Annotated in this window: 26 protein-coding genes; 10 read left to right on the plus strand and 16 right to left on the minus strand. The window is 68.0% G+C overall.

All coding sequences use genetic code 11. The features are described from left to right. Positions 1-9: 9 nt before the first annotated feature. The 10 genes from VPA02S_RS16465 to VPA02S_RS16510 all read right to left on the minus strand — a co-directional run bounded on the left by VPA02S_RS16465 (position 10) and on the right by VPA02S_RS16510 (position 10,247). Positions 10-1,248: an SDR family NAD(P)-dependent oxidoreductase gene (locus VPA02S_RS16465; protein WP_062364808.1), complete on the minus strand. Its 1,239-nt coding sequence runs from the start codon at positions 1,246-1,248 to the stop codon at positions 10-12. After that, positions 1,248-1,796 (minus strand): nuclear transport factor 2 family protein, encoded by a 549-nt coding sequence (locus VPA02S_RS16470; protein WP_018907160.1) that lies wholly within the window; start codon positions 1,794-1,796, stop codon positions 1,248-1,250. Before VPA02S_RS16470 ends, VPA02S_RS16465 begins: the two co-directional genes overlap by 1 nt. Before the next feature lie 73 nt (positions 1,797-1,869). Beyond that, positions 1,870-2,244: a VOC family protein gene (locus VPA02S_RS16475; RefSeq protein ID WP_018907161.1), complete on the minus strand. Its 375-nt coding sequence runs from the start codon at positions 2,242-2,244 to the stop codon at positions 1,870-1,872. Then, a complete protein-coding gene (locus VPA02S_RS16480; RefSeq protein WP_018907162.1) occupies positions 2,241-2,999 on the minus strand; it encodes an SDR family NAD(P)-dependent oxidoreductase in 759 nt (252 codons plus the stop codon). Before VPA02S_RS16480 ends, VPA02S_RS16475 begins: the two co-directional genes overlap by 4 nt. Then, on the minus strand, positions 2,996-5,128 hold the full coding sequence (locus tag VPA02S_RS16485) for an acetate--CoA ligase family protein (protein ID WP_062364809.1): 2,133 nt from the start codon (positions 5,126-5,128) through the stop codon (positions 2,996-2,998). Before VPA02S_RS16485 ends, VPA02S_RS16480 begins: the two co-directional genes overlap by 4 nt. A 1-nt stretch (position 5,129) precedes the next feature. Further along, a complete protein-coding gene (locus tag VPA02S_RS16490) occupies positions 5,130-5,891 on the minus strand; it encodes an enoyl-CoA hydratase/isomerase family protein (RefSeq protein WP_018907164.1) in 762 nt (253 codons plus the stop codon). Continuing rightward, complete coding sequence (locus VPA02S_RS16495) at positions 5,888-7,000, minus strand: acyl-CoA dehydrogenase family protein (RefSeq protein ID WP_018907165.1); 1,113 nt, start codon at positions 6,998-7,000, stop codon at positions 5,888-5,890. Before VPA02S_RS16495 ends, VPA02S_RS16490 begins: the two co-directional genes overlap by 4 nt. A 3-nt stretch (positions 7,001-7,003) precedes the next feature. Further along, the gene (locus VPA02S_RS16500; protein ID WP_018907166.1) at positions 7,004-8,164 is read right to left on the minus strand and encodes an acyl-CoA dehydrogenase family protein; all 1,161 of its coding nucleotides are present in this window, start codon (positions 8,162-8,164) and stop codon (positions 7,004-7,006) included. 30 nt (positions 8,165-8,194) lie between these two features. Next, entirely contained in the window at positions 8,195-9,130 is a 936-nt protein-coding gene (locus VPA02S_RS16505) for a flavin reductase (protein ID WP_018907167.1), read from the minus strand. A gap of 25 nt (positions 9,131-9,155) precedes the next feature. After that, entirely contained in the window at positions 9,156-10,247 is a 1,092-nt protein-coding gene (locus VPA02S_RS16510; RefSeq protein ID WP_018907168.1) for an LLM class flavin-dependent oxidoreductase, read from the minus strand. 102 nt (positions 10,248-10,349) lie between these two features. Here VPA02S_RS16510 and VPA02S_RS16515 point away from each other — a divergent pair, with 102 nt between their 5' ends. From VPA02S_RS16515 to VPA02S_RS16525, 3 genes are all read left to right on the plus strand, one after another. After that, positions 10,350-11,258 carry a LysR family transcriptional regulator gene (locus VPA02S_RS16515; protein ID WP_018907169.1) on the plus strand — a complete coding sequence of 303 codons (909 nt, stop codon included), beginning with the start codon at positions 10,350-10,352 and terminating at the stop codon, positions 11,256-11,258. Between the two features lie 771 nt (positions 11,259-12,029). Continuing rightward, positions 12,030-12,377: a TA system antitoxin ParD family protein gene (locus VPA02S_RS16520; RefSeq protein ID WP_018907170.1), complete on the plus strand. Its 348-nt coding sequence runs from the start codon at positions 12,030-12,032 to the stop codon at positions 12,375-12,377. 10 nt (positions 12,378-12,387) lie between these two features. Further along, positions 12,388-13,197: a hypothetical protein gene (locus tag VPA02S_RS16525; protein WP_155736583.1), complete on the plus strand. Its 810-nt coding sequence runs from the start codon at positions 12,388-12,390 to the stop codon at positions 13,195-13,197. A gap of 374 nt (positions 13,198-13,571) precedes the next feature. Here VPA02S_RS16525 and VPA02S_RS16530 read toward each other — a convergent pair whose 3' ends face one another. Next, positions 13,572-14,705 (minus strand): AAA family ATPase, encoded by a 1,134-nt coding sequence (locus VPA02S_RS16530; RefSeq protein ID WP_027730955.1) that lies wholly within the window; start codon positions 14,703-14,705, stop codon positions 13,572-13,574. Positions 14,706-14,961: 256 nt separating this feature from the next. Between VPA02S_RS16530 and VPA02S_RS16535 the strand changes: the two genes are divergently transcribed. Next, a complete protein-coding gene (locus tag VPA02S_RS16535; RefSeq protein ID WP_018907211.1) occupies positions 14,962-15,198 on the plus strand; it encodes a DUF2281 domain-containing protein in 237 nt (78 codons plus the stop codon). 132 nt (positions 15,199-15,330) lie between these two features. On the opposite strand, the gene VPA02S_RS16540 is transcribed toward VPA02S_RS16535, so the two are convergent. After that, entirely contained in the window at positions 15,331-16,212 is an 882-nt protein-coding gene (locus VPA02S_RS16540) for an SMP-30/gluconolactonase/LRE family protein (RefSeq protein ID WP_062365380.1), read from the minus strand. Between the two features lie 138 nt (positions 16,213-16,350). Here VPA02S_RS16540 and VPA02S_RS16545 point away from each other — a divergent pair, with 138 nt between their 5' ends. The 6 genes from VPA02S_RS16545 (at position 16,351) to VPA02S_RS16565 (ending at position 18,868) form a co-directional block, all read left to right on the plus strand. Then, on the plus strand, positions 16,351-17,310 hold the full coding sequence (locus VPA02S_RS16545; RefSeq protein WP_018907208.1) for a Bug family tripartite tricarboxylate transporter substrate binding protein: 960 nt from the start codon (positions 16,351-16,353) through the stop codon (positions 17,308-17,310). A 90-nt stretch (positions 17,311-17,400) separates the two neighbouring features. Further along, on the plus strand, positions 17,401-17,583 hold the full coding sequence (locus VPA02S_RS16550; RefSeq protein ID WP_018907207.1) for a hypothetical protein: 183 nt from the start codon (positions 17,401-17,403) through the stop codon (positions 17,581-17,583). Then, on the plus strand, positions 17,570-17,893 hold the full coding sequence (locus VPA02S_RS16555; RefSeq protein WP_018907206.1) for a BrnA antitoxin family protein: 324 nt from the start codon (positions 17,570-17,572) through the stop codon (positions 17,891-17,893). The genes VPA02S_RS16550 and VPA02S_RS16555 overlap by 14 nt, the downstream gene beginning before the upstream one ends. Positions 17,894-17,995: 102 nt before the next feature. Next, positions 17,996-18,154, plus strand: a complete 159-nt coding sequence (locus VPA02S_RS31995) for an HHHH-motif protein (protein ID WP_018907205.1) — start codon at positions 17,996-17,998, stop codon at positions 18,152-18,154. Between the two features lie 121 nt (positions 18,155-18,275). Then, a complete protein-coding gene (locus VPA02S_RS16560) occupies positions 18,276-18,545 on the plus strand; it encodes a ribbon-helix-helix domain-containing protein (protein WP_015865565.1) in 270 nt (89 codons plus the stop codon). Then, complete coding sequence (locus VPA02S_RS16565) at positions 18,542-18,868, plus strand: type II toxin-antitoxin system RelE/ParE family toxin (protein ID WP_018907203.1); 327 nt, start codon at positions 18,542-18,544, stop codon at positions 18,866-18,868. The genes VPA02S_RS16560 and VPA02S_RS16565 overlap by 4 nt, the downstream gene beginning before the upstream one ends. A 28-nt stretch (positions 18,869-18,896) precedes the next feature. On the opposite strand, the gene VPA02S_RS16570 is transcribed toward VPA02S_RS16565, so the two are convergent. The 4 genes from VPA02S_RS16570 to VPA02S_RS16585 form a co-directional block, all read right to left on the minus strand. Beyond that, positions 18,897-20,108: a CaiB/BaiF CoA transferase family protein gene (locus VPA02S_RS16570; RefSeq protein ID WP_062364810.1), complete on the minus strand. Its 1,212-nt coding sequence runs from the start codon at positions 20,106-20,108 to the stop codon at positions 18,897-18,899. A gap of 100 nt (positions 20,109-20,208) precedes the next feature. After that, on the minus strand, positions 20,209-21,507 hold the full coding sequence (locus VPA02S_RS16575) for an aspartate carbamoyltransferase (RefSeq protein WP_018907201.1): 1,299 nt from the start codon (positions 21,505-21,507) through the stop codon (positions 20,209-20,211). Between the two features lie 61 nt (positions 21,508-21,568). Then, a complete protein-coding gene (locus VPA02S_RS16580) occupies positions 21,569-23,530 on the minus strand; it encodes a sensor histidine kinase (RefSeq protein WP_062364811.1) in 1,962 nt (653 codons plus the stop codon). Continuing rightward, complete coding sequence (locus VPA02S_RS16585; protein WP_018907199.1) at positions 23,440-24,102, minus strand: response regulator transcription factor; 663 nt, start codon at positions 24,100-24,102, stop codon at positions 23,440-23,442. The genes VPA02S_RS16580 and VPA02S_RS16585 overlap by 91 nt, the downstream gene beginning before the upstream one ends. Between the last annotated feature and the right edge of the window lie 30 nt (positions 24,103-24,132).

Here is a 24,132-nt window from a genome sequence, read left to right on the forward strand (position 1 = left end):
GTCTTTGGTTCAGCGTTCGGCCGCGCCGGCGCCGGGCCGCAGCACCTGCCCGGTCAGGAACTGCGCGCGCGCGCCGGCCATGTAGCCGAGCAGCGGCAGGCAGCCGTCCGGTGCGAGGCCGGGCTGCAGTTCGAGTGCGTTGATGCGCAGTCCATGCGCGCCCCATTCGGCGGCCAGCGTGGCGACCAGCATGCGGGCGGCTTCGGCGTCGCCGGCCAGCTCCCAGGGCAACCGCGCAGCAGGCCGCGGCAACAGCAGCGTGAGGCTGGCCAGCGCCGCATGGCGCGCGCGGAAGCGGCGGGCCGCATCGAGCACGGCATCGAGCTGCGCGCCCGGCGGCGCATCGAGAGCGCGGCCGTCGATGACGGCGGGGTAGCTCTGGATGCCGGCGCGGTCCGCATGCGAACGCGCCCACTCGTCCAGCGCTGCTTGCCACTGCGCCTCGCGCACCGCCTCGCAATGCGGCTGCAGCGGTGCCTCCAACGGCAACGGCGCATGCGCGCATGGCGGCAAGGGCTGGCTGCCGCCGCAGATGGAGGAGCCGCCATCCAGCACCAGCAGCTGCCCGGTGAGCACGCGCGCATCCGCGCCGGCCAGGAAGCACAGCGCCTCGGCCATGTCCTCGGGCTCGGCCATCCGGCCCATCGGAATCTTCGAGACCGCCTGCGCCGGGTTCAGCCGGCCACCATCGATCAGGCGCTGCACGAGCTCGGTTCGCACGAAGCCCGGCGCGAGCGTGGTCACCGTCCAATCGGGCCGGGCCTGCGCGAGCGCCCTGCCCTGCGCGATCAGTCCGGCCTTGCTCGGGCTGTAGAGCCCGCGCCACGGAATGGCGCGCAGCCCCGCGCCGGACGCCACGTTGACGACGCGCGCGCCCGGCCGAAGCCGCGGCGCGCAGGCCTGCACCATGCGGGCCGGGGCCGACAGGTTGAGCGCCAGCAGGCGTGCGGCCGTGCCGTCGTCGGGGGCGGACGTGGCCTCGGTGCCGCCGGCCGACAGGCCTGCGTTGTTGATGAGGGCATCGAGCGGCGGGATCTCCTGGCCCAGGCGCTCGATCCGCGCGGCATCGGTCAGGTCGGCCACCAGGCCGAGCGGCCGCTCGGCCTCGGCGGGCCAGAGCGCTTCGAGGCGCTGCAGCGCCTGCGCATCGGCATCGACCAGCACGCAGTGCCAGCCGGCGCGCGCGAGGCCCAGCGCCGCCGCACGGCCGATGCCGCCGCCGGCGCCGGTGAGCAGTACCGTCGCCATCAGGCACCGCCCCGCACTGCGCGCAGCAGCGCATAGACGGCGTCGTGCGGCGCCGCGGTGCCCACCGGCTGGCGCGCGCCGAACAAGGCGGCGTCGTCCTGCTTCAGCTCGGGCCGCGTGCGCTCCTCGATCCAGTCGTAGATCACGGTGCGTGCGGCCACGCGCCACTCGCCGCCGCGGCGCTCGAAGCGGTCCGCATAGCGGCCGCACAGGAAGGTCTCGCGCTCGGGCTGCGCGGCCGTGGCCTGCAATGCGAAGAAGCTGCTTTCCACCGCCGCGGCATCGCCGTGCAGCTCGATCAGCACATTGCCGATCTGGTGGACGCGGCGTCCGCCCTGCCGCAGCTTGGTCAGCGCCTGATCGATGAAGCCGGCGGCGCTGCCGTTCCAGGCGCCGTGGCAGTCCGTGGCGTCCTCCCAGTAGGCCGAACGCAGGGCTTGTTCGTCGCAGCGGTCGATGCCTCGGCAGTAGCGCAGCAAGCAGTCGCGGATCGCCTCGCGGTCCAGCAACTCCTGCAGCGTTGCCGGCCCGTGCGCAGCGGCACTCACTGGTGCACCCTTGGCGCTGCGCGCCTTCCCGCCAGGCGGGAGCGAGCTTGCTTGGGGCGGCCCGGCGCGGCGCTCATGCGGGCGCTGCGCGCCGGAACAGCTGCACCAGGTTGCCCTCGGGATCGCGCAGCGACAGCACGGCGCCGTGGCTGCCCATGTCGCGCAGGCCCAGCACCTGCCCGCCGGCCGCGCCGATGCGCTCCGTCGCGCCCTCGAAGTCGTCCACCTCCAGCACCATCACCAGCCCGCTGGTGGCGGGCGCGGCCTCCTCGGCGCTGGCCAGCGCCACGTTGGTGCCGCCCACGCCGTACTGGATCCAGCGGTCGCCATCGCGGAACGTCATCGGCAGGCCCAGCGCACCTTCGTAGAAGGCATGCAGGCTGGCCGGCTGCTTCGCCACGACGAACACGTTCTGCACCCGCTTGGGCGATTGAACGGCGGCGCTCACAGCGATGTCTCCGAAGCACCGCCGTCCAGCCGCAGCACGTCCGCGTTGAAGAAGCGCGAGGCGTCGCCGGCCAGGAAGCAGATGGCGTCGGCAATGTCTTCGACCGTGCCCAGCCGCCCGAGCGGCGTGCGGCCGATGCGCCGCGCATCGAGTTCCGCATTGCGGTGCTTGGCAGTGCCTTCGGTGGGCACGGCGCCGGGCGCGACCGCGTTCACGCGGATGTTGCGCGCGCCCAGGTCGGCGGCCGATGCGCGCGTGATGCCCAGCACGCCGGCCTTGATGCCGCTGTAGACCACCGAGCGCATCGGCGACTTGAAGGCCGCGATGGAGGCCACGTTGATGATCGAGCCGCCGCGCTCCGGATCCATCGCCTCGGCCGCGGCCTGGATGCCCCAGATCACCGACTTGAAGCCGATCTCCACCATGCGGTCCATGACCTCCGGCGTGATCTCGGCCAGCGGCTGGTAGCGCACCCAGGCGGCGTTGTTGACCATGACGTCCAGCCGGCCCGCATCGCGCGCGAACTGCGCCACGGCCTCGCGCATGCCGTCGCGCGTCGACACGTCGCAGGGCAGCCCGATGGCCTGGCCGCCGAGCGCGCGGATCTCGGCCACGGCCTCCTCCACGAACTCCGGCTTCAGGTCGTTGATGCCGACGGTGGCGCCCAGGCGCGCCATGGCGCGGGCGGTGGCACGGCCGATGCCGTGGCCCGCGCCGCTGATGAAGGCCGTGCGGCCTGACAAAGACATGTTCATTGCTTGCCTTTCACGGCGTGTTCCTCTGGCACCAGCAGCGCGTCGAGCGCATGCGCGCCGCGGCCCTGTTCCAGCACCACCAGGGGGTTGATGTCGATCTCGCAGACGCTGTCCGCATGCCGCACCGCGAAGCGCGACAGCGCCGCAATGGCCCTCGCGGCCGCCTGCACGTCGGCCTTGGGGCGGCCGCGCGCGCCGTCGAGCAGGGGAAAGGCCTTGAGCGAGCGCAGCATCGCCGTGGCCTGCGCCTCGTCGACGGGCGCCGGCTGCAGCGCCACGTCCTTGAAGATTTCGGCAAAGATGCCGCCCAGGCCGGCCATCACCATCGGGCCGAACACCGGGTCCTTCCTGGCGCCCAGGATCAGCTCGACGCCGCCCTGCACCATCTGCGCGACCAGCACGCCGGCGATGCGGGCGCCGGGCGCCTTCGACGCCACGCGCGCCAGCAGTTGGCCGTATTCCTCGCGCAGCTGCGCTTCGGAGCGCACGCCGACGAACACGCCGCCGACCTCGGTCTTGTGCGCGATGTCGGGCGAGACGATCTTGAGCACCAGCGGAAAACCCATCTCGCGCGCGGCGGCGAGCGCCTCGTCGACGCTGCGCGCGACCGCCTCCCGCGGCACGGGCAGTCCCGCCTCGGCCAGCACCGCCTTGGCGCTGGCCTCGGTGGCGAAGGCCGCGGCGCCCAGCGGCGCGCGTGCGATGGCCGGCGCAGCAATCCGTGCGGCATCGCGCGCGCCGAAGCGCAGCAACGCCGCCACCGTCGCGCAGGCCGCATCGATGCCCTCGACCACCGGAAAGCCCATCGCGTTGAGCCGTGCGCGCACGTCCTCGGGAGCGCGCGCGCAAAGCAGGATCAGACGCGCGGGATGGTCCTTGCGCACCTGCGCGAGCGCCTCCAGGAACACGTCGCGCAGACGCGGCACATGGAAGGCGTTGGCCGACTGCAGGATCAGCGCGTCGCAGCTGTCGTCGCGCGCCACGGCATCGAGCATCTGGGCCAGCACCTCGGGCCGGCTCGACACCTGCGCCGTCATGTCCACGGGATTGGACGGCGCGGCGAAGGGCACGGCCGCGACGATGCGCGCCTGCGTCTGCGCCGCGAGCTTGGGCAGCGCCAGGCCCTGCGCGCTGGCCGCATCGGCCAGCAGCACGCCGAAGCCGCCGGAGGCCGTGAGCACCGCCACGCGGTGGCCGCCGGGCACGCGCGCCGGACCGGCCACCGACAGCGCATGGCCAACCTCGAGCAGCAGCTCGATGCTGGGCACGCGCAGTGCGCCGCCCTGGCGCAGCACCGCATCGAACACCGCGTCCGACCCGGCCAGCGCGCCGGTGTGCGAGGCCGCGGCCGCGCTGCCCGCCTCGGAGACGCCGACCTTGAGCACCACCAGCGGCTTGCCGGCCTCGCGGGCCATCGCCATGGCCAGCATGAGCTTGGCGCCGTCGCGGCAGGTTTCCATGCAGCACAGGATCACCGAGGTGCCGGGATCGGCCGCCAGCGAGGCGATGGCGTCGGCAATGTCCACGTCGCATTCGTTGCCCGTGGTCAGCATGCGGCTCACGCCCAGGCCGCGTTCGCCGGCCAGCCGCAGGGTGAAGCTGCCGAGGTTGCCGCTCTGCGAGACGATGCCCACCGAGCCCGCCGCGGGAAAGGACGATTCCAGCGCCACCGAGAAGGTGGCAATGCTCTTGTCGGGCACGCCGATCGCGCCCAGGCAGTTGGGGCCGACAATGCGCATGCCGCTGGCGCGCGCCACCTCGCCGATGCGCGCCTGCAGGCGGCTGCCCTCCTCGCCCATTTCGGAGAAGCCTGCGGACAGGATGACCGCGGCCTTCACGCCGCGCTGCGCGCAGTCCTGCACCGCGTCGAGCACGCCCGCGGGCGGCACCGCAATCACTGCGAGCTCGGGCACCTCGGGCAGTTCCGCCACACTCGCATAAGCCTGCAGCGACTGCACCAGGCCGCCCTTGCGGTTGATCGGATAGATGCCGCCCGCATAGCCGTACTTCTGCAGGAACTGCAGCGGCCGGCCGCCGATCTTGGTGACGTCGTCGGAGGCGCCGAAGATCGCGATCGAGCGCGGCTTGAACAGCGCGTCGAGGCCGTGGCCCACTTGCGTTGCCTGCATCTCAACGACCTTTGTAGACAGGCTTGCGCTTTTCGAGGAAGGCCTTGCGGGCCTCCTGCGCATCCTCGGTCCTGGCCAGCGCCATGGTGATGTTCTGCTCGAAGCGGTAGCCGTCGCGCTGCGGCATCAGGTCCATCATGTTGGCCGCCTGCTTCGCATAGGCGACGGCGAGCGGCGCCTTGGAGGCGATCTCCTGCGCGATCTCCATGGCCAGCGGCATCAGCCGATCGCCGGGCACCACCTCGTCGAGCACGCCGCGGCGGTACAGTTCGGCGGCGGGCACCTTCATGCCGGTGAAGAACATGCGGCGTGTGAACGAGCGGCCGAACATGGTGCGCAGCATCGAGACGCCGCCGGCCAGGCCGACGTTGATCTCGGGCATGGCGAAGGTGGCGTCCTCGCTCGCCAGGAAGATGTCGCAGGCCGCCATGAGCCCGAAGCCGGCGCCCAGCGCAGGGCCGTTGACGGCGGCGATCACGGGCTTGGCGCATTCGCGGATCGCATTGCCCGTTTCGCGCGTCCAGCGGTTGTGGTCGAGGAAGTCGCCGGCCTTCTGCGCATCGGGCCGGTCCTTGAGGTCCGCGCCGGAACAGAAGAACTTGCCGGTGCCCGTGAGGATCGCGACGCGCACGTCGGCGCGCTCGGAGACCTCGTCGAAGATCTCGATCAGGCGGCGGCGCGTGGCGCGGTCCAGTGCATTGACCGGCGGCTTGTCGAGCCGGACGACGGCGATGTATTCGGAAACTTCCAGTTCGATGCTCATCGCACACTCCCGGTCTGGTTGGAAAAAGAAACTTGCGGCGCGGGCTCATGCGGCGCCAGCAGCAGCGCGGCGTGCAGCAGCCGGTCGCCGTAGCGGAACTCGGAGGCGATCAGGCGCTGCGCCGTGCGGGTGGCCAGCACCTCCTCGCTCACGCCCATGCCGCCGTGCATCTGGATGGCCGCTTCGGCGCAGGCGCGCGCCGACTCGGCCAGCGACACCTTGGCCAGGCGCAGCGTGCGGCGCAGGTCGGCCGCGTTCTGCTCCCAGGCATGGAAGCAGTGGATCACCAGGCCCTTGGCGCCCAGGTACTTCACGTACATGTCGGCCACGCGATGGCGCAGCACCTGGAAGCTCGCAAGCGCCACGCCGAACTGGCGCCGCTCCTTCAGGTGGATGACGGTCTGGCGGATCAGCGTGGCCAGCGCGGCCACCGTGTCGGCGGCGGTCAACAGCAAGGCGGCGTCGGTCGCCTTGGCGCGCGCCGCGCGCACGGCAGCGCCGCGTGCGATGCAGGCGCCCTCGGGCACCGCGAGCCGTTCCAGCGCGAAGTCGGCGCCCAGGCGGCCTTCCATCGTCCGGTAGCGGACCTTCGGCGGGCCGATGCGCTCGGCATCGACCAGGAAGAGCGCCTCGTCGCCATCGTCCAGCTGCGCGGGCACGAGGTAGTGCGTGGCGGGCAGCGTCAGGTCGACGCCCTGCACCGCGCCGCTCAGCGCGTAGCCGATGTCCAGGTGCCGGGCCGTGATGGCGGGGTCCTCGGGCGTGGCGGACAGCGCGGTCATCGGCGCGATCCGCGCGCTGCCCTCGGCCACCGCCTCCAGCCAGCGACGGGCCGTCTCGGCGCCGGCCGCCTGCAGCAGCAGCGGCACGACGGCACAGGTCTCGACCACCGGCAGCTGCAGGCCGTGCGTGGCCAGCCCCTCGACGATGGAAGCGAGGTCGCTCAGGCTGCCGCCGACGCCGCCGGCCTCCTCGGACACGAGGGTCGCGGTCCAGCCCAGCTCGCGCACGGGGTCGCCCTGGATCTGCTGCGCGATGTGGTCCTCGGCATAGCGGCTGGCTGCGTCCAGCAGCATGCCGGGAAAGAGCGATGGAAATGAAGTGGACATGGCTCAGGCTCCCAGCAATTCGTTGGCGACCACGTTGCGCTGCACCTCGGAGGTGCCGCCGGCGATGGTGCGGGCGCGCGTGAACATGTAGTTCTGGATCCAGGTGGCGTCGGGCACGTCCTCCCCGGCCTCGGCGAGGAAGCGGTGCGCCGCGTCGGGGCCGACCGCATCGAGGGCAATGGTCGTCAGGCGCTGCGCCACGTCGGCGCAGGTCATCTTGATGACCGAAGGCTGCACGCCCAGCGGACGCTGGTGGATCAGGTCGTCGGTGGCCTCGGCCATCATCACGCGGGCTCCCTTCACGTCGGCCTCGCACAGCAGCAGCTTGTGGTGCAGGCCGCTGAAGTCGCGCCGGCCCGCGGCGGCCCGGCTCGCATCCTCGACCAGCCGCGTGACCTGCCGGCGCATGAGCTCCAGCCGCGCGACGTTGGCCGGTGGCAGGCGCTCGCGCTCGAGCAGGAACTTGGCGCAGGTCCAGCCCTTGCCGACCTCGCCGACGAGGTTGTCGGCGCGCACGCGCACCTCGTCGAAGAAGACCTCATTCAGGTGGTGCCAGCCGTCGATGGTCTTGATCGGGCGCACGGTGATGCCCGGCGTGTCCATGGGCACCAGCAGCAGCGAGATGCCTTCCTGCTTCTTCGCTTCCTTCGAAGTGCGCACCAGCATGTAGATCATGCTGGCCTCGTGGGCATGCGAGGTCCAGATCTTCTGGCCGTTGACGATCCACTCGCCGCCCTCCAGCCGTGCGCTGGTGGACAGCGAGGCCAGGTCGGAGCCCGAGCCGGGCTCCGAATAGCCCTGGCACCACCAGTCGGAGCCGTCGAGGATGCGCGGCAGGAAGCGGGCCTTCTGCTCGGGCGTGCCGAAGCGGATGATCACCGGGCCGATGTGGCCCAGCCCATGGTGGTAGAGCGGCGGACAGTCGTTCTCGGCCATCACCTCCTCGAAGATCAGGCGCTGGCGGATGTCCCACCCGGTGCCGCCCGCTTCGCGTGGCCAGCTCGGCGCGCCCCAGCCGCGGGCATTCAGGATCTGCTGCCAAGCCTGGTATTCGCGCTTGGTGATCTTCTGGCCGGCCGCGACCACGGCGCGGATCTCGGGCAGGCAGGCGTCGCGCGCGAACGCTTCGAGTTCGCGCCGGAAGCCGGCGTAGTCGATGGACATCTTGTCTCCTGTTGGAAATTGGAAAAGGGCTCAGCCCTTGCGCAGCTGCGTGATCAGTTCGTCCAGCGCGGCGGCGGCGCCCTCGGGGTCGCGCCGGCGCAGCGCGTGCGCGACCTTGCGGCGCAGCGGAAAGAGATCCGGCCGCGGACGCACCGAGAGCACGTGCGTCATGCGTTCGCGCAGCACGCTGGTCATGGTCTGCGCCATCAGCGTCAGCGCCTCGTTGTGGCCGGCGGCCGCGATCGACGAGAAGAAGGCGCTCGCCGAGGCGATGCGCTCCTTCAGCGGTGCGTCGTCGGGGTGCCCCTCGATGGCGTCGGCGGCTTGGTGCACCGCGTCCAGCTCGGTCTCGGTGGCGCGCTCGCTCGCCAGCCGCAGCAGGGTGCCGTAGAGCGTGCGGTAGGCCTCGTCGATGTCGGCGTCTCCGAGCCGCCCTTCCACGACGAGCTTGCGCAGCGACTCGGCCAGCATCATGTAGGCGCCCTTGTAGAACACCAGCGCCTGGTCGGGCACGCCGGCGCCCAGGTGCCGGACCTCGCCGATGAAGATGGTGTGGTCACCGGCCTCGTGGGCGGCATGCATGCGGCATTCGAAGCTGGCCAGGCAATCGTCGATCAGCGGCATGCCGAGCCGGCCCGCGCGCCAGGCCACGCCATCGAACTTGTCCTCGATCTTGCTGGAGGCAAAGCGGCCCGACAGCGCGTCCTGCTGCTGCGAGAGGATGTTGATGACGAAGCCGTCGGCGGCCTGGAAGGTCGGCAGCAGCCGGCTCGCATTGCGCAGGCTGAACAGCACGAGTGGCGGGTCGAGCGACACCGAGCTGAACGAATTGCAGGTGAGGCCCGCCGGCTGGCGGTCCGGCGTGCAGGTGGTGATGACGGCCACGCCGGTCGGAAAGCATCCGAGCAGCTGGCGCAGCTGCGCGGGCTCGATGGCGGGGCGGATCCCTTCGGCGGCTTCGGACATGGCGTCGGTCTCCTGGCGGCCGGGCTCAGGCCGCGGCGAGTTCGGGCCGCGCCGCGGGACGGTGCGGTGGATCGTTGGCGATCTCCTGCTGCACCGCCGGGATGATGACCTTGCCCCAGGTCTCGAGCTGGCGCAGCATCGTCTTGTGGTCGAAGTCGCCCATCTGCGTCTGGAAGCAGTAGTGCACCGGCTTGAGCGTGCGGATCTCGTTGACCACGCGCTCGATCACCGTGTCGACGCTGCCCACGGGCAGCAGCGCGCGCATCTCGTCCAGGCTCGGCTCGCCCTCGACGATGCCTTCCTCGACCTGGTAGTCGTCGGCGATCTGCGCGGTGCGGCGCTTCAGGCTCACGGCAATGCGGCGCTGGTAGCGCGCGCACTCCAGGTAGCGCTCCACCTCGTCCTTGTCGTTGCTGGCGTAGGCCGCGCGCAGCAGGCCGACCTGCACGCCGGCCGGGTCCTTGCCCTCGGCCGCGGCCACCTGGTCGATCAGCGCGCGGGTGGCGGCCAGCTTCTCCAGCCCGCCGTCGCCGCCCGAGACGAACACATGGTGGCCGGACTTCACGGCGCGCGACAGGAAGGCCGGGTCGACGCTGGTGATCCACATCGGCGGCGTGGGTCGCTGCACCGCGCGCTGGCTGATGGCGCTCATCGGCTGGCGGTAGTACTCGCCCTCGTAGCTGAACTTGGGCTGCGTGAGGCCGGCCTCCAGCATGTCGAGCATCTCGAAGGTGCGGCCTTTGGCGGATTCGAGCGAGACGCCGAAGCGCTCGAATTCGAAGTGCTGGTAGCCCGAGCCGATGCCGAGGTTCAGCCGGCCGTCGGACAGCTGGTCGACCATCGCCACGTCCGCGATCAGCCGCGCCGGCGTGTACAGCGGCGCGACCACGATGCCGGTGCCCAGCCGGATGTTGCGGGTAACCGCGGCGCAGTGCGCGATCATGGTCAGCGGCGAGGAGCACAGGCCGTAGTTGCTGAAGTGGTGCTCGGCGTACCATGCGGCACCAAAACCCAGTTCGTCCGCCAGGCGAGTCTGCTCGACGGCGTCGCGCAGGATCTGGTGGGAGGTTTTGTGCTTGTTCCGCTGCTGCATCAGAATGAAGATTCCGAAATCCATCGCTGTGACTCCTGGTTGGCTGGTTTTGATTGAGGTCCATCGTAGGAACTCGGGGGCCCTGCGGATCACCAGCGAACGCACACCTTCTTTGCGTCTTTCGAAATGAAGGCGCTCGATTCGCTGCGCATCTTCGTGGCCACCCAGAAGAAGGGCAGCCTCTCGGCGGCGGCCCGCAGCCTCAGCCTGTCGCCGGCCACCATCTCGCGGCGCATCAGCGCGCTGGAAGAGGAACTGGGCGTGCAGCTGGTGGACCGCACCAGCCGCAACCTCAAGGTGACCGAGGCGGGCCAAGCCTTCCTGGAGCGGGCAGAGGCGGTGCTGGAACTCATGAGCGAGGCCGAGCAGGTGGTGCACAACGCGCGCCAGCGGCCCGAGGGCCGGCTGCGCGTGCATTCGCGCACCCACATCGGCCTGCGCGTGCTGGCGCCGCTGCTGCCGCGCTTCGCGGAGCTGTATCCGGACATCCGCGTCGAGCTCGAGCTCTCCGAGCATCCGGTCAACCTGGTGGAGCACGACTTCGACGTCGACATCCGCACCGGCGAATCCACCGATTCGGGCTTCGTCATCAAGCGGCTGCTGTCGAGCGACGAGGTGCTGGTGGCCAGCCCGGCCTTCGTGAAGACCTACTCGCGCATCCGGCATCCGAGCGACCTGCCCCAGGTGCGCTGCCTCACCTACCGGCGCGAGCGCGAGATCATCACCTGGAAGTACATCGACGAGGCGGGCGAGCAGCAGGAGCTGGTGATCCAGGGCGTGCTGAGCGCCAACAACGGCGAGCTGCTGCGCCTGGCCGCGATCGGCGGCATGGGCGTGGCGCTGCTGTCGGAAGCCACCGTGCGCGGCGACCTGCAGGCCGGCACGCTGGTGCGGCTCTTGCCCGACTACCGCTTTGCGGTGCGGGCTTTTTCCAACGGCGTCTTCGCGGTGTTCCGGCAGAGCCGCGTGCTGCCGCTGAAGGTGCGCGCTTTTGTCGACTTCGTGGCCGATGCGCTTCGAAGCGAGAAGCGCTAATTCACGGGCTGGCTGGGAGCGGCGCCGGCAGCGGAAAGGCGTCGCGCGCGAGGCACCGGGTTGAGGGGCAGCCCGTCCGGTTTTTCCGCCCGGCGCCAAGCTTTTTGCATTTCGCCGTCGATGCCCGAGACCCGCGTGCGAAAGCTGCCACAGCACGCAGGCTTGTCACTCGGGATGCAGAAGAGCATCTGCACCTAGCTGAAGCAGCGTAGGCAGCGTAGGCAGCGTAGGCAGCGTAGGCAGCGTAGGCAGCGTAGGCAGCGTAGATGCGCATTTTCACTCCTCCAAAGTTGCGGTTGCTGCTGCTTCACCGATCCGTTTTTGATGCGTCTCTGGTGAGTGGGGGCCAGTGAAGATGACCGCTGCAGATGCTTCCGATACGCAACGTAGCCGGAGAGTGTTGTATTGCGCTGATCTCTGATCCTCAATTTGCGGTGGCAATCAACACTCGGCGTTCGCCTTGCTCCACAAACGGCTGTACCGGTCCACGTGGTCCCCGACGTCGTGGCATAGCGGGTGCCCAAGATAGAAGCGACGCAGTCCTGCCATTTCGAAGTCAAGGACCCAAGAACCCCGCGCTTTCCGCAGCACAGCACCGAACCGGGTGAAGGCGGCTTTGCTCTGGCCCTTACGCACACCTCATCGCGAAGATTTGCTCAGCACGTGCATCAACTCGATGCCGATCGGAGCGAATGTCCGAGCCACGCCCCTGCGTCGGCGCAGGCTAGGGGCCGTGGTAAAATGCCACAAAACGCGACTTCCTGACTTCCTATGTCTTCGAACTCCATCCGTGTTGACGCCGAACTTTTCCGGATCGCCCGCGAGCAGGGCAATTTGATGTCGCGTTCGGCTGCTCAGCAGATTGAGCATTGGGCTCGCATCGGATCAGCCCTTGAAGAGTGCGGCCTGACGGTGGCTCAAGTTGCTCGGCTCCTGCAACGTCACGCCGAGGGGGAGGCAGCGAAGGCTCCCGGCGATTTCGACCTCTGGGCCTTCAAACGTGAGCGCCAGTCGTCGGACATGGCCAATGCGCGAAGCGGCCGCGTCACGCAAGCGCAACTGAGTTGGTTTTCGGACGGCGTTGCACGCCGCGTCAAGCTCACGGACTCTCCGTACTGAGGATGAATTCGTGGCCACTGAGCCTGTGCTTCCTGCCGGCGAAAGTCCTCTAGACAAAGAGACGGTCGATCTCTTCCTATCCAACATGGGCACCGACATGGTTCTTGTTGGCGGGCAAGCACTCGCTTTCTGGATGGATCGATTCGGCATCGTGGCGGAAGGTGCCGCGATTTCGAATGATGGTGACGCACTCGGCAAGGTGGCACGAGCGATTGAGCTTGCCGAGACGATCAAAGCCCGCGTCGTGCTGCCGAAGAAAAGCAGCATGACGGCGATCGTCGCGCAACTGAGACTCCCCACGGCGGGAGGCAAGGAACGCAACATTGACGTTTTGCACAAGCTCTATGCTGGCGCCAACCTCAAAAAGTCGACGCTCTTCACCAAAAGGGTGATCGCGGACAGCGTCGAGGCTGAATGGCGCCCAGGTCGTTTCATTCGCATGATGGACCCACTCGACGTTCTTGAGTCCCGCGTGCAAAACGCTGTGGGCCTGTTCAAAGAGAAAGGCCCACACGTACTCACGCAGGCGCAGTGGGCGATCCAAGTGGCTAGCGAGGCTCTACGTCGCATTGCCCAGGACCCGAAGTCCACCGAGAGGCTCGGAGGCAAGATCCGGCGGGTCTACGCGCTGGCGCGCAGCGGAGTCGGGCGGCGTCTCCTGTCAGAGCGCCAGATGGAGATTTTGGACGCCGTGGATGTGGAGTTCTTGAAATCACTCTCACCGGTGCACTCCAGGCAACTCGATCTTGTTCAGAAAGCGAAAACCGAGAGGCAGGTCCTGCGCGAATCTGGGAGTCCTCCTCCTTCGGCACTGTCGTAGTCCATTTGCGTCGACTGTCTTGCATCGCGCCGTTGTCCTCGTGACGGCGACGTCGCTGCCAAGCTGACGCGAGATCAGGCGTCAGCTCCGGCGATCGTGGTGGGCATTCAGCGATCGTGGACGCCTGTTTCGGGCTGGTCGCAGACGCTGTTTCAGCGCCATCGTTGACGCGCAGCGGATGCACGCAAGCGAGGGATTCAATGTATCTCAATCATCCATGATCAGTTTGAAGCGCACTGACGCGAAGCGAGGTTCCAAGCTGGACCAAGTTCGCCAGGCAGTACTAGCTGGCCGTGGGATCGGCATCTCGTGCATTCTGGTGGAGCCCGAGGTTGCGTGGCTATGTCGAAGAGAAGCTGGTCCCTCTCGCTCGGCTAGGGATTCACGGGCGCCAACGTTCTGACCCAGCGCTCGAACGCCGCACTTTCGAACGTATGCACACCGCCCGGCGCCTTCGAGATGATGGTCTTGGACTTCAAGTTGTTGAGCGAATACTGCACGTCGGACGGCGCGAGCGAAGGGACGCCGAGAGCTTTGGCAAGCTTCGCAAGCGCCGCCTTTCCGAATGGTTTGGCATGCGGGTCGTTGGCGAAGAGCAAAAGGAGCTGGCGCTGCATCGCATCGAGCGACGCCCAGGTTCCTTCGTGGTTTTCCTCCTTGTCCTGCTCTGCCTTTTCGGTTGCCACTGCGCGCTCGAAGGTGAGCGACGGGTCCATGAGCATGGCCACGACCACCGAGAGAAATGGCTCGGGCTGCTGGTGGAATTCTTGGAAGGCCGTCCATCCTGCGGCGACGTCCAGGGTTCGCCCGCTGGCGACCTGGAACTTCTTTGCGACGAATTCGACCAGTTCTCTGCCAAGCAGCGGGAACTCTTGAACAGTGGCGCCCACCGAGAAGAGTGGCGCGGTGCTGTTGGAGAAGACGTTGGCGAGCTGCGTGCGCGATGAGCCGGTGAATACGACTCGCAGCTTGTCGCTGTTCTTGGTGATGGCGGTGCGCAGTGCCATTGCCATCAGCTCATTCTCTTTGTTTCGTGCGAGTTCCTGAGCTTCATCGACCAAGAGCAGAAGCTTCTTCTTGGAAACGAGCTTGACAACGAGTTCTTCGATACGCAGGGCGAGTTCAGTGGCTTCCTTTTTCGCGTCGCCCAACTCAACCTCGATGGCGCCCTTCAACTCACCCGCGCTGCCAGATGCCTTGACCTTCTTGACCGGCTCATGCAGCTTGTGAAGCGCCCTTTGTGCCAACGTCCTCGGCGTGAGCGCTTCCTCCAGTCCCCGAACAATCGCGATGCCGGGGTTCAACCTCGTCTGCCAAAGGTCCACGTATGCGACGGTGAAGCCGGCAGCGTCGGCTGCTGGCGTCAGGTCTTTGCGCAGGAACACCGTCTTCCCAGTGCGCCGAGGGGCGAAAATGGTCGTACTCACAACCGGCCCGGCTTGCAACAGGGCCAGGTAGCGCTTTGCGAGCTCCGGTCGGGGGCAGTGCCAAATCTGGTTCAGTTCCATACGAAAAATTATAGTCGGATCTCATAATTATTGAAATCATGTTTAATTTTTCATAGTGCTCGCGCCGCCTTCGTCACAGGAGGGGACAGGACCGCCTCCACGCCGCCCACGTTCGTCCCGGCTGATAAGGCTTGTCTCAGACATTAAGCGCCGTCTCGGACATTCATGGCAAAGAACAGCAGGCTTCGAGCAAGTTGAACCGAGCCGTGGTGCAACCGAAAATCAACCGACGCATACCCGAGCGAGGAACCACCCCATGACTGCCATCGAGGCTCGCCTGCTCAAGCGCCTGAAGCAACTGCCGCCCGGCCGCCTGGCCGAAGTGGTGGACTTCGTCGAGTTCCTGGCCGCACACGAGGAGCGCGCGGCGGCCGCGGCGCGCCTGGGTGAAGCCATGACCAAGCTCGATGCACTGAACCTGGCACCGCTGTCGGAGGACGAGATCGAGGAAGAAGTGCAGACCGCCCGCAAGGCGCGCCGCCCAGGCGCCTGAGACCAGGCGCCGTGCGCTTCGTGGTCGACACCCACCTGCTCGTCGCGGTCATCACCTCCGCCGGCCTGCCGCGCCAACTGATGGACGTGAAAATCGTCGAGAGGTCCTGCTCGTAACTTCCAGCTCAGCGCGCTAGCAGCCTCCAAATCGATCAGGCAGGCGCCCCGGCGCAGGCAGCCCTTCGATCCGGAACAGCCCGCCATCGTGCGTCTTGTTCCCTTCCAGGCGCGCGCTGCGGAAAATGCTGGTCAGGTAGATGCAGTCCAGGTGCGGCCCGCCGAAGCAGATGCTCGTCGGATAGCTCGCAGGCAGATCGATCAGCCGCTCCAGCCTGCCGTCGGGCGCAAGGCGAGCGAGCTTGGCGGCGCGGGTCAGTACGGTCCAGACGAAGCCCTCCGCATCGACCGTCGCGCCATCGGGGCCCGAATCGAATTCATACGTCCTCGCGAACATGCGCTTGTGGCGCAGCGGGCCGTCGGGGTCGTAGTCCCAGGCCCAGATGGTGCGTTCCAGGCTATCGGCCAGGTACAGCACGCGGCCGTCGGGGCTGAAGCAGGGTCCGTTGGCAAAGCCGATGTCGTCGGCCAGCTGCTCCACCCGGCGATCGGTGCGCAACCGGTAGAGGCCTCCGATGACCGCCTCGCCAGGCCGGCGGGCGACGTGCATGGTGCCGGCCAAGAAGTGGCCGGCCGCGTCGCACTTGCCGTCGTTGAAGCGCACCTTCGGGTGGTCCACCGGGATGCGGGCCAGCGGCTCCAGCGTGCGGGTGGCGAAGTCGTAGCGCGCGAAGCTGTTGCGCAGCGCCACCACCACGGCCGCGCCGCGGCAGGGCGCAATCGAGCCCACGGGCGCCGGCAGCTCATGCCGCTTGGCCTGCCCGGCTCCGGCTTGCAGCCGCCACAGCGCGCCGCCCAGCGCGTCGATCCAGTTCAGCGCCTGCGCGTCGGCATCCCAGCAAGGGCTCTCGCCCAGCTGGTCCCGGGTGGTTCCGATTCTGGTGATCTGCACGGTCATCGGCGAAGTGTGCAGGGCCGGGCTGTGCGCTGCCGGCGCTTCCCGCAAAGCTGCTTTTCATTTCGTGCAGCGCAGCGCCAAGGGCGGCCACCTAGACTGGCTCCAGAGCCCGATTCCGGGCCGGAACAGGAGACAAGAATGAGCTACCGCAAACTCGTGATCGGGCTGGCGCTGGGTGCCTGCGCGCTCGTCGCGCCCGCACTCGCCCAGCAGGTGACCCGCATCGTCGTGCCCTTTGCCGCCGGCGGCGGCACCGACCAGTACTGCCGCATCCTGGCCCAGGAGCTCAACAAGCAGGGCCTGAACGTCATCATCGAGAACAAGCCCGGCGCAAGCGGCATCCTCGCCGCCGACTACGTCGCGCGCGCCAAGCCCGACGGGCAGACGGTGCTCGTGTCCTCGCTGGGCACGCTCGCGAACAACAGCGTGCTCTACGACAAGCTGCCCTACGACCCCGCGAAGGACTTTGCGGCCGTCACGCAGATCGCCTACCAGCCCGCCATCGTCGTCGGACGCACCGACCTGCCCTACAAGAACATCAAGGAAATGGTGGCCTATGCCAAGCAGAACCCCGGCAAGATCAACCGCGGTTCGCCGGGCGCGGCCATCCTGACCAACCTCGCGCCCATCGCTTTCGAGAAGGAACAAGGCTTCAGCACGCTGCACATTCCCTTCAACGGCGATGCGCCCGCGCTGCAAGCCCTGCTGGGCAACCAGATCGACATCCACGGCACCTCCATCACGGGATCGCTGCCCTACGTGAAGGCCGGCAAGCTGCGCGTGCTGGGCGTGATGGATTCGAAGCGCCTGCCGCAGGTGCCCGACGCACCCACCTTCAAGGAGCAGGGCTTCGACATGGAAGCCACGCTCTGGTATTCGCTCTCGGTGCCCGCCGGCACGCCGCGGCCCGCAATCGAGCGCCTGAACAAGGCCGTCAACCAGGTGATCGCCGACCCCGACTTCGTGGCGCGCGCCCGCGCCATCGGCATGGAGCCGCGCGGCGGCACGCCGGAGGAGCTCGACAAGTTCATCAAGGCCGAGGCGGACCGCTGGCTTCCCGTGCTGCGCGGGCTGAACTTGCCGAAGCAGTCGCACTGAATAATGCCGTCCAGGCGCGACGTCGGCCTTCTTTTTTTGTAGTTACAGAATAACCCCTGCACACGGATTAATCTCTAAGGCACCGGCGGATTGCGCAAGGTGCGTTGGTCGCGCCCCGGCATGGGCAAGCGCGGCGGCGCCCGTGTGATTTATTTCAACCGCAACGAGCAGGACGATCTGGTACTGCTGTTGGTCTACGTGAAGGCCAAGTTCGACAACATCCCCGCTGCGATCCTGCTGAAATTGAAGGAGGCGATCGATGCCGAAGATTGACAAGGAAATGGCGCAGTTCGAGAAGGACCTGCTCCAGTCCATGGGAGAAATGAAGCGCGGCGAGCATGCGGCCGTGCACACGCCCGCGCAGATCGAGGCGCGCAAGCGTGGCCGGCCTGCTGGCAGTGTGAAGGCCGACGCCAAGGTGTCGACCGCCATCCGGCTGGATGCAGTTGTTCTGGAGGCATTGAAGGCGGCTGGGCCCGGTTGGCAGACGCGCGCGAATGACGCGCTGCGCGATGTGTTCGTGGCGAAGGCGACCCCCCGCACTCGTCCAAGACGCTCGCACAGAGCGCCAGAGCGAAGCTGATCACTCCTCTTCAACAAGTCGTCTGGAGATCGGGGTCAAGCGTTATTCAAGCTGCGTCGTTCACGCGACGCGTGCTTCCGTCATTTGCTTTGAAAGAACATCATGAAGATCAAGCAGCTTGTCCTCTCCGGCGTCGTTGCGTTCGCCACCCTGGCCGCCTTCGCACCGACGATCGCTTCCGCCGCGCCCCACCATCGGGCGCACAAGGTGTGCAAGTGGAATGCGCACCATCACCACCGCGTCTGCCACTGGGTCCGCTGAACAACCAGACGCCGCTGCGCCTGCGGAACCCCTGTCGAATGACACTCCTACGGGCCAGAGTTGATCACTCCCCTTGTTTTTGATAGGATTAAATCCTACTGCTTTGACCGGGGAGTTCACCATGCGCACGACGCAGCAACTGAGCATCACCCTGCCCAACGAAATGGCCGACGTGGTGAAAGCCAAGGTGCGCGCTGGCGAGTACGCCACCGAAAGCGAAGTCATCCGCGACGGCTTGCGAGCGCTCCTGGCGCGTGATCGCGCCGTCGAAACCTGGCTGCACCGCCAGGTCGGCCCCGCCTACGATGCATTGAAAGCCGATCCGTCCCGCGCTGTCACGGCCGACCAGGTGCGCGCACGCCTGGCCGCTGAACACGCCAAGGCGCGGTGAGCTATCGCGTCGCGTTCTCTCCCGAGGCCGAGGAACAGCTTGCGGCCTTGTACAGCTACATCGCTGCCGCAGCTTCCCCCGAGATTGCTGCGCGGTACACCGAGGCCATCGTGACCTACTGCGAGGGCCTGCGTGCCTTCCCCCACCGTGGCACCAGGCGCGACGATGTGCGGCCCGGCCTGCGCATCATCAACTACAGAAAACGCGCAGTGATCGCCTTTTTCGTGGACGCCGAGCAGGTGTCCATCATCGGCGTGTTCTATGGCGGCCAGGACTACGAAACCATCCTGGATGAGGACTTCGGGGACGACCTGGAGCATTGAGCGCCTTGATGCTGCAGCATCGCCGGCTTCATCGGATCACGCTCCTGCGCGCCAGCGATTCGAACCGGCCCTCCCCCATCTCCAGCAGTTCGCGCAGCACCTCGGCCGTGTGCTCCCCCAGGTGCGGCGGAGGATGGCGCACATCCGAGCGCGCGCCGTCGATGACGTAGGGCGGCGCATGGACGGCCTGCGCGCCGGCTTCCGCGTCCTCGAACCGGTGCCAGACACCGGCCTGCGCCGTCCGGTCGGACTGCAGCGCCTCGTACAGGCCCAGCACCTCGCCGCACGGAATGCCGGCCTTGTCCATGCGCGCGAGCAGGTCGGCGCGCGAAAACTGCGCGATGCGGCCGAGCAGGATCGGCAGCAGCTCGTGGCGGTGCTTCGCGCGCTCGGTGTTGGTGGCGAACTTCGGATCGGCCGGCAGCTCGGGGCAAAGAATCACCTCGTCGCAGAACTTCCTGAACTGGCTGTTGTTGCCGACGGCGATCACCAGCGGGCCGTCCGCGGCCTCGAACACGCCGTAGGGCACGATGGACGGATGCGAGTTGCCGAACTTCGCGGGATCGCCCTCGTTGAGCCAGGCGGTCAGGCCGTAGTAGGACGTGATCATCATGCCGCTGTCGTAGAGCGACATCTGGATGTGGCGGCCTTCTCCGGTGCGCGTGCGCTCGTACAGCACCGCGAGGATCGCCTGGGCCGAATACATGCCCGTGAACATGTCGACCGCGGCGATGCCGAACTTGAGCGGCCCCTGGCCCTCCTCGCCGTTCATCGCCATGAGGCCGGTCTCGCCCTGGATCACCAGGTCGTAGCCCGGCCGCGCCTTCTCCTGGCCCAGCACCGAGTAGCCCGAGATCGAGCAGTAGATGATCCCGGGATTGAGCTTGCGCAAGTCCTCGTAGCCCAGGCCCATCTTCTGCGCGCCGCCGTACTTGAAGTTCTGGATCACCACGTCGCACTGCGCCGCGAGCTCGCGCACGAGCGCCTGGCCGTCCTCGTCCTGCAGGTCGACGCAGATGGAGCGCTTGTTGCGGTTGCAGCTGTTGAAGTAGGAGGTGTTGTGGCGGCCGATGCGCACGCCCCAGTCGCGCGTGTCGTCGCCGCGTTCGGGATGCTCGACCTTGATCACGTCGGCGCCCAGGTCGGCCAGCGCCATGCCGCACAGCGGGCCGGCCATCACGCGCGACAGGTCGAGCACGCGCACGCCGGCCAGGGGTTGCATGGAAAGGTGGTTCTTCATTCGACGGTCCTCGGGGCGCCCGCCCCGGGCGCCAGAAGACCCAGTCTAGGAGCGCACCCCTGCCGCCATGCACCGGCGCATGAAAAGGTGCTTTGTAGTTTCAGTCGAGTCCGTCGAAGTCGGCATCGTCGGGCCCGATGTGCGCGGGCGAGCGCCAGCTGGCATCGCGCATCGAGCGCGCCACCTGCTGCTCCACGCCCATCAGCACCGCGAAGATCGCCATGCGCACCGGGATGCCGTTGTCGGTCTGCCGGAAGATCGCCAGCCGCGGATCGTGGTTGAGGTCCACGCTCAGGTCGTTCGCGCCCGGGCGCCCGTCGCGCGGCAAGGGATGCATCAGGATCGTGTCGGGCTTGCAGGCTGCGTCCACCAGGGCCTTGCACACCTGGAATTCGGGCGTGTAGCCCTCCAGCGTTTCTCCGTTCGCGAACCGCTCCTTCTGCACGCGCGTGGCGTAGACCACGTCGGCGCCGCGCAGCCCCTGCGCCAGCGAGGAGGTCTGCTCGACAACGTGGCCGTTGCGCGCGACCAGCTCGACCAGGTAGGCCGGCATCTCCAGCGAGGGCGGCGCAATCAGCGTGAACTTGAGACCGCGGTAGAGCGCCAGCAGCCGGATCAGCGAATGCACGGTGCGGCCGTACTTGAGGTCGCCGACCAGCGCCACGTGCGTGCCGTCGACCAGCTTGCCCATGCGCGAGAACTCGCGCTGGATGGTGTACAGGTCGAGGATGGCCTGGCTCGGGTGTTCGCCGGGACCGTCGCCGGCATTGATGACCGGGATGTTGGTGGCGCGCGCGAACTCGGCCACCGAGCCCTGCTCGGGATGGCGCACCACCAGCGCATCGACATAGCCGCTCATCACGCGGCTGGTGTCGTAGATCGACTCGCCCTTGGCCATCGACGAGAAGGTGAAGCCCGTGGTGTCGCACACCGTGCCGCCCAGCCGGCAGAAGGCGGCGCCGAAGCTCACGCGCGTGCGCGTGCTGGCCTCGAAGAACAGGCTGCCGAGCACGGCGCCTTCGAGGATGCGCGTGACCTTCTGCCGGCGCGCGATCGGCTGCATCACGTCGGCCACGTGGAACAGGTCCTCGAGGCTGCCGCGGTCGAACTGCGCGACCGACAGCAGCTGCGGCTTGCCTTCAGCCGCGATGCGCTGGGCGAGCGGGCGCTGCTGACCTGCGCCTACCGAACCGACGCCGGTGTCGAGCGCCTCGCGCTGAAGAATCTCGGCAACGAACTTGCCGACCATCTCCGGCATCGCGCGCGACTCGCTCGAATCGGACGGCAGCAGCCAGGTGTCGAGCGCGCGGCGGCGCACGCCCAGCCGCTCCGAGAACGCATCGCGCGTGAGATTGAGGCGGCGCATCGCGTCGCGCAGGAGGTCTTGCTGTTGGCTCATGCCTCAAATGTACGCTATGCGCTTATTATTCCTAGAAGAATATACTCATTGCGTATATTTTTTACCTTACTCCATCCTCCAGAACCTCCACCGGGAAGCGCAGCGCCACCGTGGTCCCGCCCGGCGTCGGCCGGATGTCGAGCGTGCCGTTCAACCGGCGCGAACGCGCTTCCATGTTGCGAAGGCCCATGCCGGCGTGGCCGTCGCGGCCGGCGGTGAATCCGCTGCCGTTGTCGGCCACCGCGAGCGAGAGCTGTCCGTCGGCGGCCTCGATGCCGATGCGGACCTTCGAGGCGCGGCTGTGCTTGAGCACGTTGGCCAGCGCTTCCTGCAGCAGCCGCAGGAAGTCGAGCCCGCGCCGGTCGTCGAGGCGGCATTGGTCCAGGCCTTGCAGCGCCCAGGTGCATTCGATGCCGGCCGCCTCCAGCACGCGCGTCGTGCGGTGGCGCAGCGGGGCGAGCCGTTCGGACAGCCGGTCGGTGTCGTCCAGGGCCGAGCTCTCGATGATCAGGCGCAGGTCGTCGCGCACTTCCCTGAGCGCCCACAGCGCGGTGTCGGGCCCGGCCGCGTCGCGGTTTTCGAGCGAGGCGATGTGGCCGCTGAGCGTCATGCCCAGGCCGTCGTGCAGGTCGCGCACCAGGTTCATGCGCTCGGCCAGCCGTGTGTTCTGCAGTTCGGTGGCGTGCTCGCGGTGCAGCACCGATGACAGGCGCTGTGTGGCGTCCTCCACGTGGTGGCGCAGCTCGTCGTTGAAATGCTCGACCAGGCGCATGCCGACCACGAAGCGCCAGGTCAGCACGAAGGAAATGCCCACCAGCATCGCGCTGGAGGACCAGGGCGTGTAGTAGAGGTTGGTGGCCAGCACGCCGTGGAACACGAGCACGTCGTGCGTGCCGGCCGCCAGCGGCAGCAGGGTGCACAGCGCCAGCGCCTGCACCTCGCGCTTGCGCGGCGAGGCCAGCGCATGGCGGCAGATGATCCAGGCACTCAGTGTGTAGGTAGCCAGCGCCACCACCACCGCGGCGCCGCGCACCGGCGACAGCAGCGCGTGCGGCGCCAGCCACAGCGCGGCCGTGGTCAGGCCGGTGGCGCCGCCGATGAGCTGCACCGCACGGCGCCGCCGCAGCCCGCAGAAGCGCAGCGCGAACATCAGGAAGGCGGCGGTGCTCAGCACCAGGGCGGACATGTTGACGGCCTGGTAGGTGTCGGTGCTGCCGAAGGGCCAGGTGCTCCGCGCGATGTAGTTGTAGCCCACCGGCACCCACAGCAGCGAGAACAGGCTGAACCAGCCGTAGAAGGTCTCGTTGCGCCGCAGCAGCCAGAACAGGCCGTAGAGCACGCCCATCGCGAGCGTGATGCCCAGGCTGAGCATGTGCAGCGACTCGCGGATCAGCTGCTCATGCCGATAGTGCGCGTCGGCCGCGGCCGGGCTGTCCACCATCACCGGGCCCAGACCGGGGGCATAGGCCGCAAGGCCCGAGACACGCACCAGCAGCTCGTTGGGCCCGGGGCGCAGCAGCGGCGCGCTCAGCAGCCAGTGGCGCGGATGGTTCCAGCTGCGCGACAGCGGCTCATCGAGCTGCGGGTCGCGCGCCAGCAGCGCGCCATTGAGGTAGACCGCGCCGGCCATCGAGAAATAGTCCATCGCGAGGCCCCGCGGCGCGGGCACGCCGGCCGTGGCGGGCTCATTCCACCGCAGGCGATACCACACCACGCCATCGTGCGCGGGCCAGCGCTCGGCCCAGGCGTCGGGCAGCGTGACCGCGGTCCACCCCCCGGCCGGTGGCGCGTCGGGGCTCGCCGGGTCGGCGCGTGCGGCCTCGATGCGTTCGAAGCCGGGCGCATCGAGCGCGGCGGCCGGCGCCAGGCCCGCAAGCAGGCACAGGAACAGCAGGCCCGCCAGCAGCTGCTGCAGTACGCGGCCGCGCGGGATCAGGGCAGCAGGCCGCGTCCGCGGGCGCTGTGGACGGCCGCGGCGCGCGAGTGCACCGCGAGCTTGCGATAGATGTTCTTGGCGTGGCATTCGACGGTGTTGACCGAGATGAACAGGCTTTGCGCGATCTCGCGATTGCTCTGTCCCTGCGCCACCAGTTCGAGCACTTCGACCTCGCGTTCGCTGAGCAGGCCCTCGTCCGCCGGCGCGGCCGCCATCCTAACCATCTGCCCGGCCGGCGGCGTGGCCATCAGGTGCAGGATGCGCCGCGCGATCACGGGGTCGATGGGTGCGCCGCCGCGCTGCATGCTGCGCAGCGAGAGCTCCAGCTCCACATCGTCGCCGTTCTTCAGCAGGTAGCCGGTGGCGCCGCCGCGAATGGCGCGCAGCACGGTCGCGTCGTCGCCAAGGCTGGAGACGATCACCGACTCGGTCTGCGGCGCATGCGTTTGCATCCATTCCACGAGCTCGATGCCGCTGCCGTCTGGCAGGCCGACGTCGACCAGCGCGAGATCGAAGCGCCGCAGGGCCAGCTGCGCCCGTGCTTGCGCCAGCGAATCGGCTTGCACGCACAGCGCGTGGCCGTGCACCTCCAAGACGATGCGCTGCAGGCGCGAGCGCACGGGTTCGTCGTCATCGACGATCAGGACGTTCAGCAACAAGCGTTCTTCTTTCATCGGGCCATGCCGGCG

The sequence above is a fragment of the Variovorax paradoxus NBRC 15149 genome, from assembly GCF_001591365.1.
Lineage (GTDB): Bacteria > Pseudomonadota > Gammaproteobacteria > Burkholderiales > Burkholderiaceae_C > Variovorax > Variovorax paradoxus.

Bases quoted from the DNA above. Each gene is read 5' to 3' on its own strand.
- VPA02S_RS16505 (WP_018907167.1), bottom strand. From the start codon at position 9,130: ATGTCCGAAGCCGCCGAAGGGATCCGCCCCGCCATCGAGCCCGCGCAG.
- VPA02S_RS16480 (WP_018907162.1), bottom strand. From the start codon at position 2,999: ATGAACATGTCTTTGTCAGGCCGCACGGCCTTCATCAGCGGCGCGGGC.
- VPA02S_RS16510 (WP_018907168.1), bottom strand. From the start codon at position 10,247: ATGGATTTCGGAATCTTCATTCTGATGCAGCAGCGGAACAAGCACAAA.
- VPA02S_RS16560 (WP_015865565.1), top strand. From the start codon at position 18,276: ATGCGCACGACGCAGCAACTGAGCATCACCCTGCCCAACGAAATGGCC.
- VPA02S_RS16555 (WP_018907206.1), top strand. From the start codon at position 17,570: ATGCCGAAGATTGACAAGGAAATGGCGCAGTTCGAGAAGGACCTGCTC.
- VPA02S_RS16545 (WP_018907208.1), top strand. From the start codon at position 16,351: ATGAGCTACCGCAAACTCGTGATCGGGCTGGCGCTGGGTGCCTGCGCG.
- VPA02S_RS31995 (WP_018907205.1), top strand. From the start codon at position 17,996: ATGAAGATCAAGCAGCTTGTCCTCTCCGGCGTCGTTGCGTTCGCCACC.
- VPA02S_RS16570 (WP_062364810.1), bottom strand. From the start codon at position 20,108: ATGAAGAACCACCTTTCCATGCAACCCCTGGCCGGCGTGCGCGTGCTC.
- VPA02S_RS16465 (WP_062364808.1), bottom strand. From the start codon at position 1,248: ATGGCGACGGTACTGCTCACCGGCGCCGGCGGCGGCATCGGCCGTGCG.
- VPA02S_RS16530 (WP_027730955.1), bottom strand. From the start codon at position 14,705: ATGGAACTGAACCAGATTTGGCACTGCCCCCGACCGGAGCTCGCAAAG.
- VPA02S_RS16540 (WP_062365380.1), bottom strand. From the start codon at position 16,212: ATGACCGTGCAGATCACCAGAATCGGAACCACCCGGGACCAGCTGGGC.
- VPA02S_RS16520 (WP_018907170.1), top strand. From the start codon at position 12,030: ATGTCTTCGAACTCCATCCGTGTTGACGCCGAACTTTTCCGGATCGCC.
- VPA02S_RS16575 (WP_018907201.1), bottom strand. From the start codon at position 21,507: ATGAGCCAACAGCAAGACCTCCTGCGCGACGCGATGCGCCGCCTCAAT.
- VPA02S_RS16515 (WP_018907169.1), top strand. From the start codon at position 10,350: ATGAAGGCGCTCGATTCGCTGCGCATCTTCGTGGCCACCCAGAAGAAG.
- VPA02S_RS16485 (WP_062364809.1), bottom strand. From the start codon at position 5,128: ATGCAGGCAACGCAAGTGGGCCACGGCCTCGACGCGCTGTTCAAGCCG.
- VPA02S_RS16500 (WP_018907166.1), bottom strand. From the start codon at position 8,164: ATGTCCATCGACTACGCCGGCTTCCGGCGCGAACTCGAAGCGTTCGCG.
- VPA02S_RS16580 (WP_062364811.1), bottom strand. From the start codon at position 23,530: ATGCCACGCCAAGAACATCTATCGCAAGCTCGCGGTGCACTCGCGCGC.
- VPA02S_RS16535 (WP_018907211.1), top strand. From the start codon at position 14,962: ATGACTGCCATCGAGGCTCGCCTGCTCAAGCGCCTGAAGCAACTGCCG.
- VPA02S_RS16490 (WP_018907164.1), bottom strand. From the start codon at position 5,891: ATGAGCATCGAACTGGAAGTTTCCGAATACATCGCCGTCGTCCGGCTC.
- VPA02S_RS16495 (WP_018907165.1), bottom strand. From the start codon at position 7,000: ATGTCCACTTCATTTCCATCGCTCTTTCCCGGCATGCTGCTGGACGCA.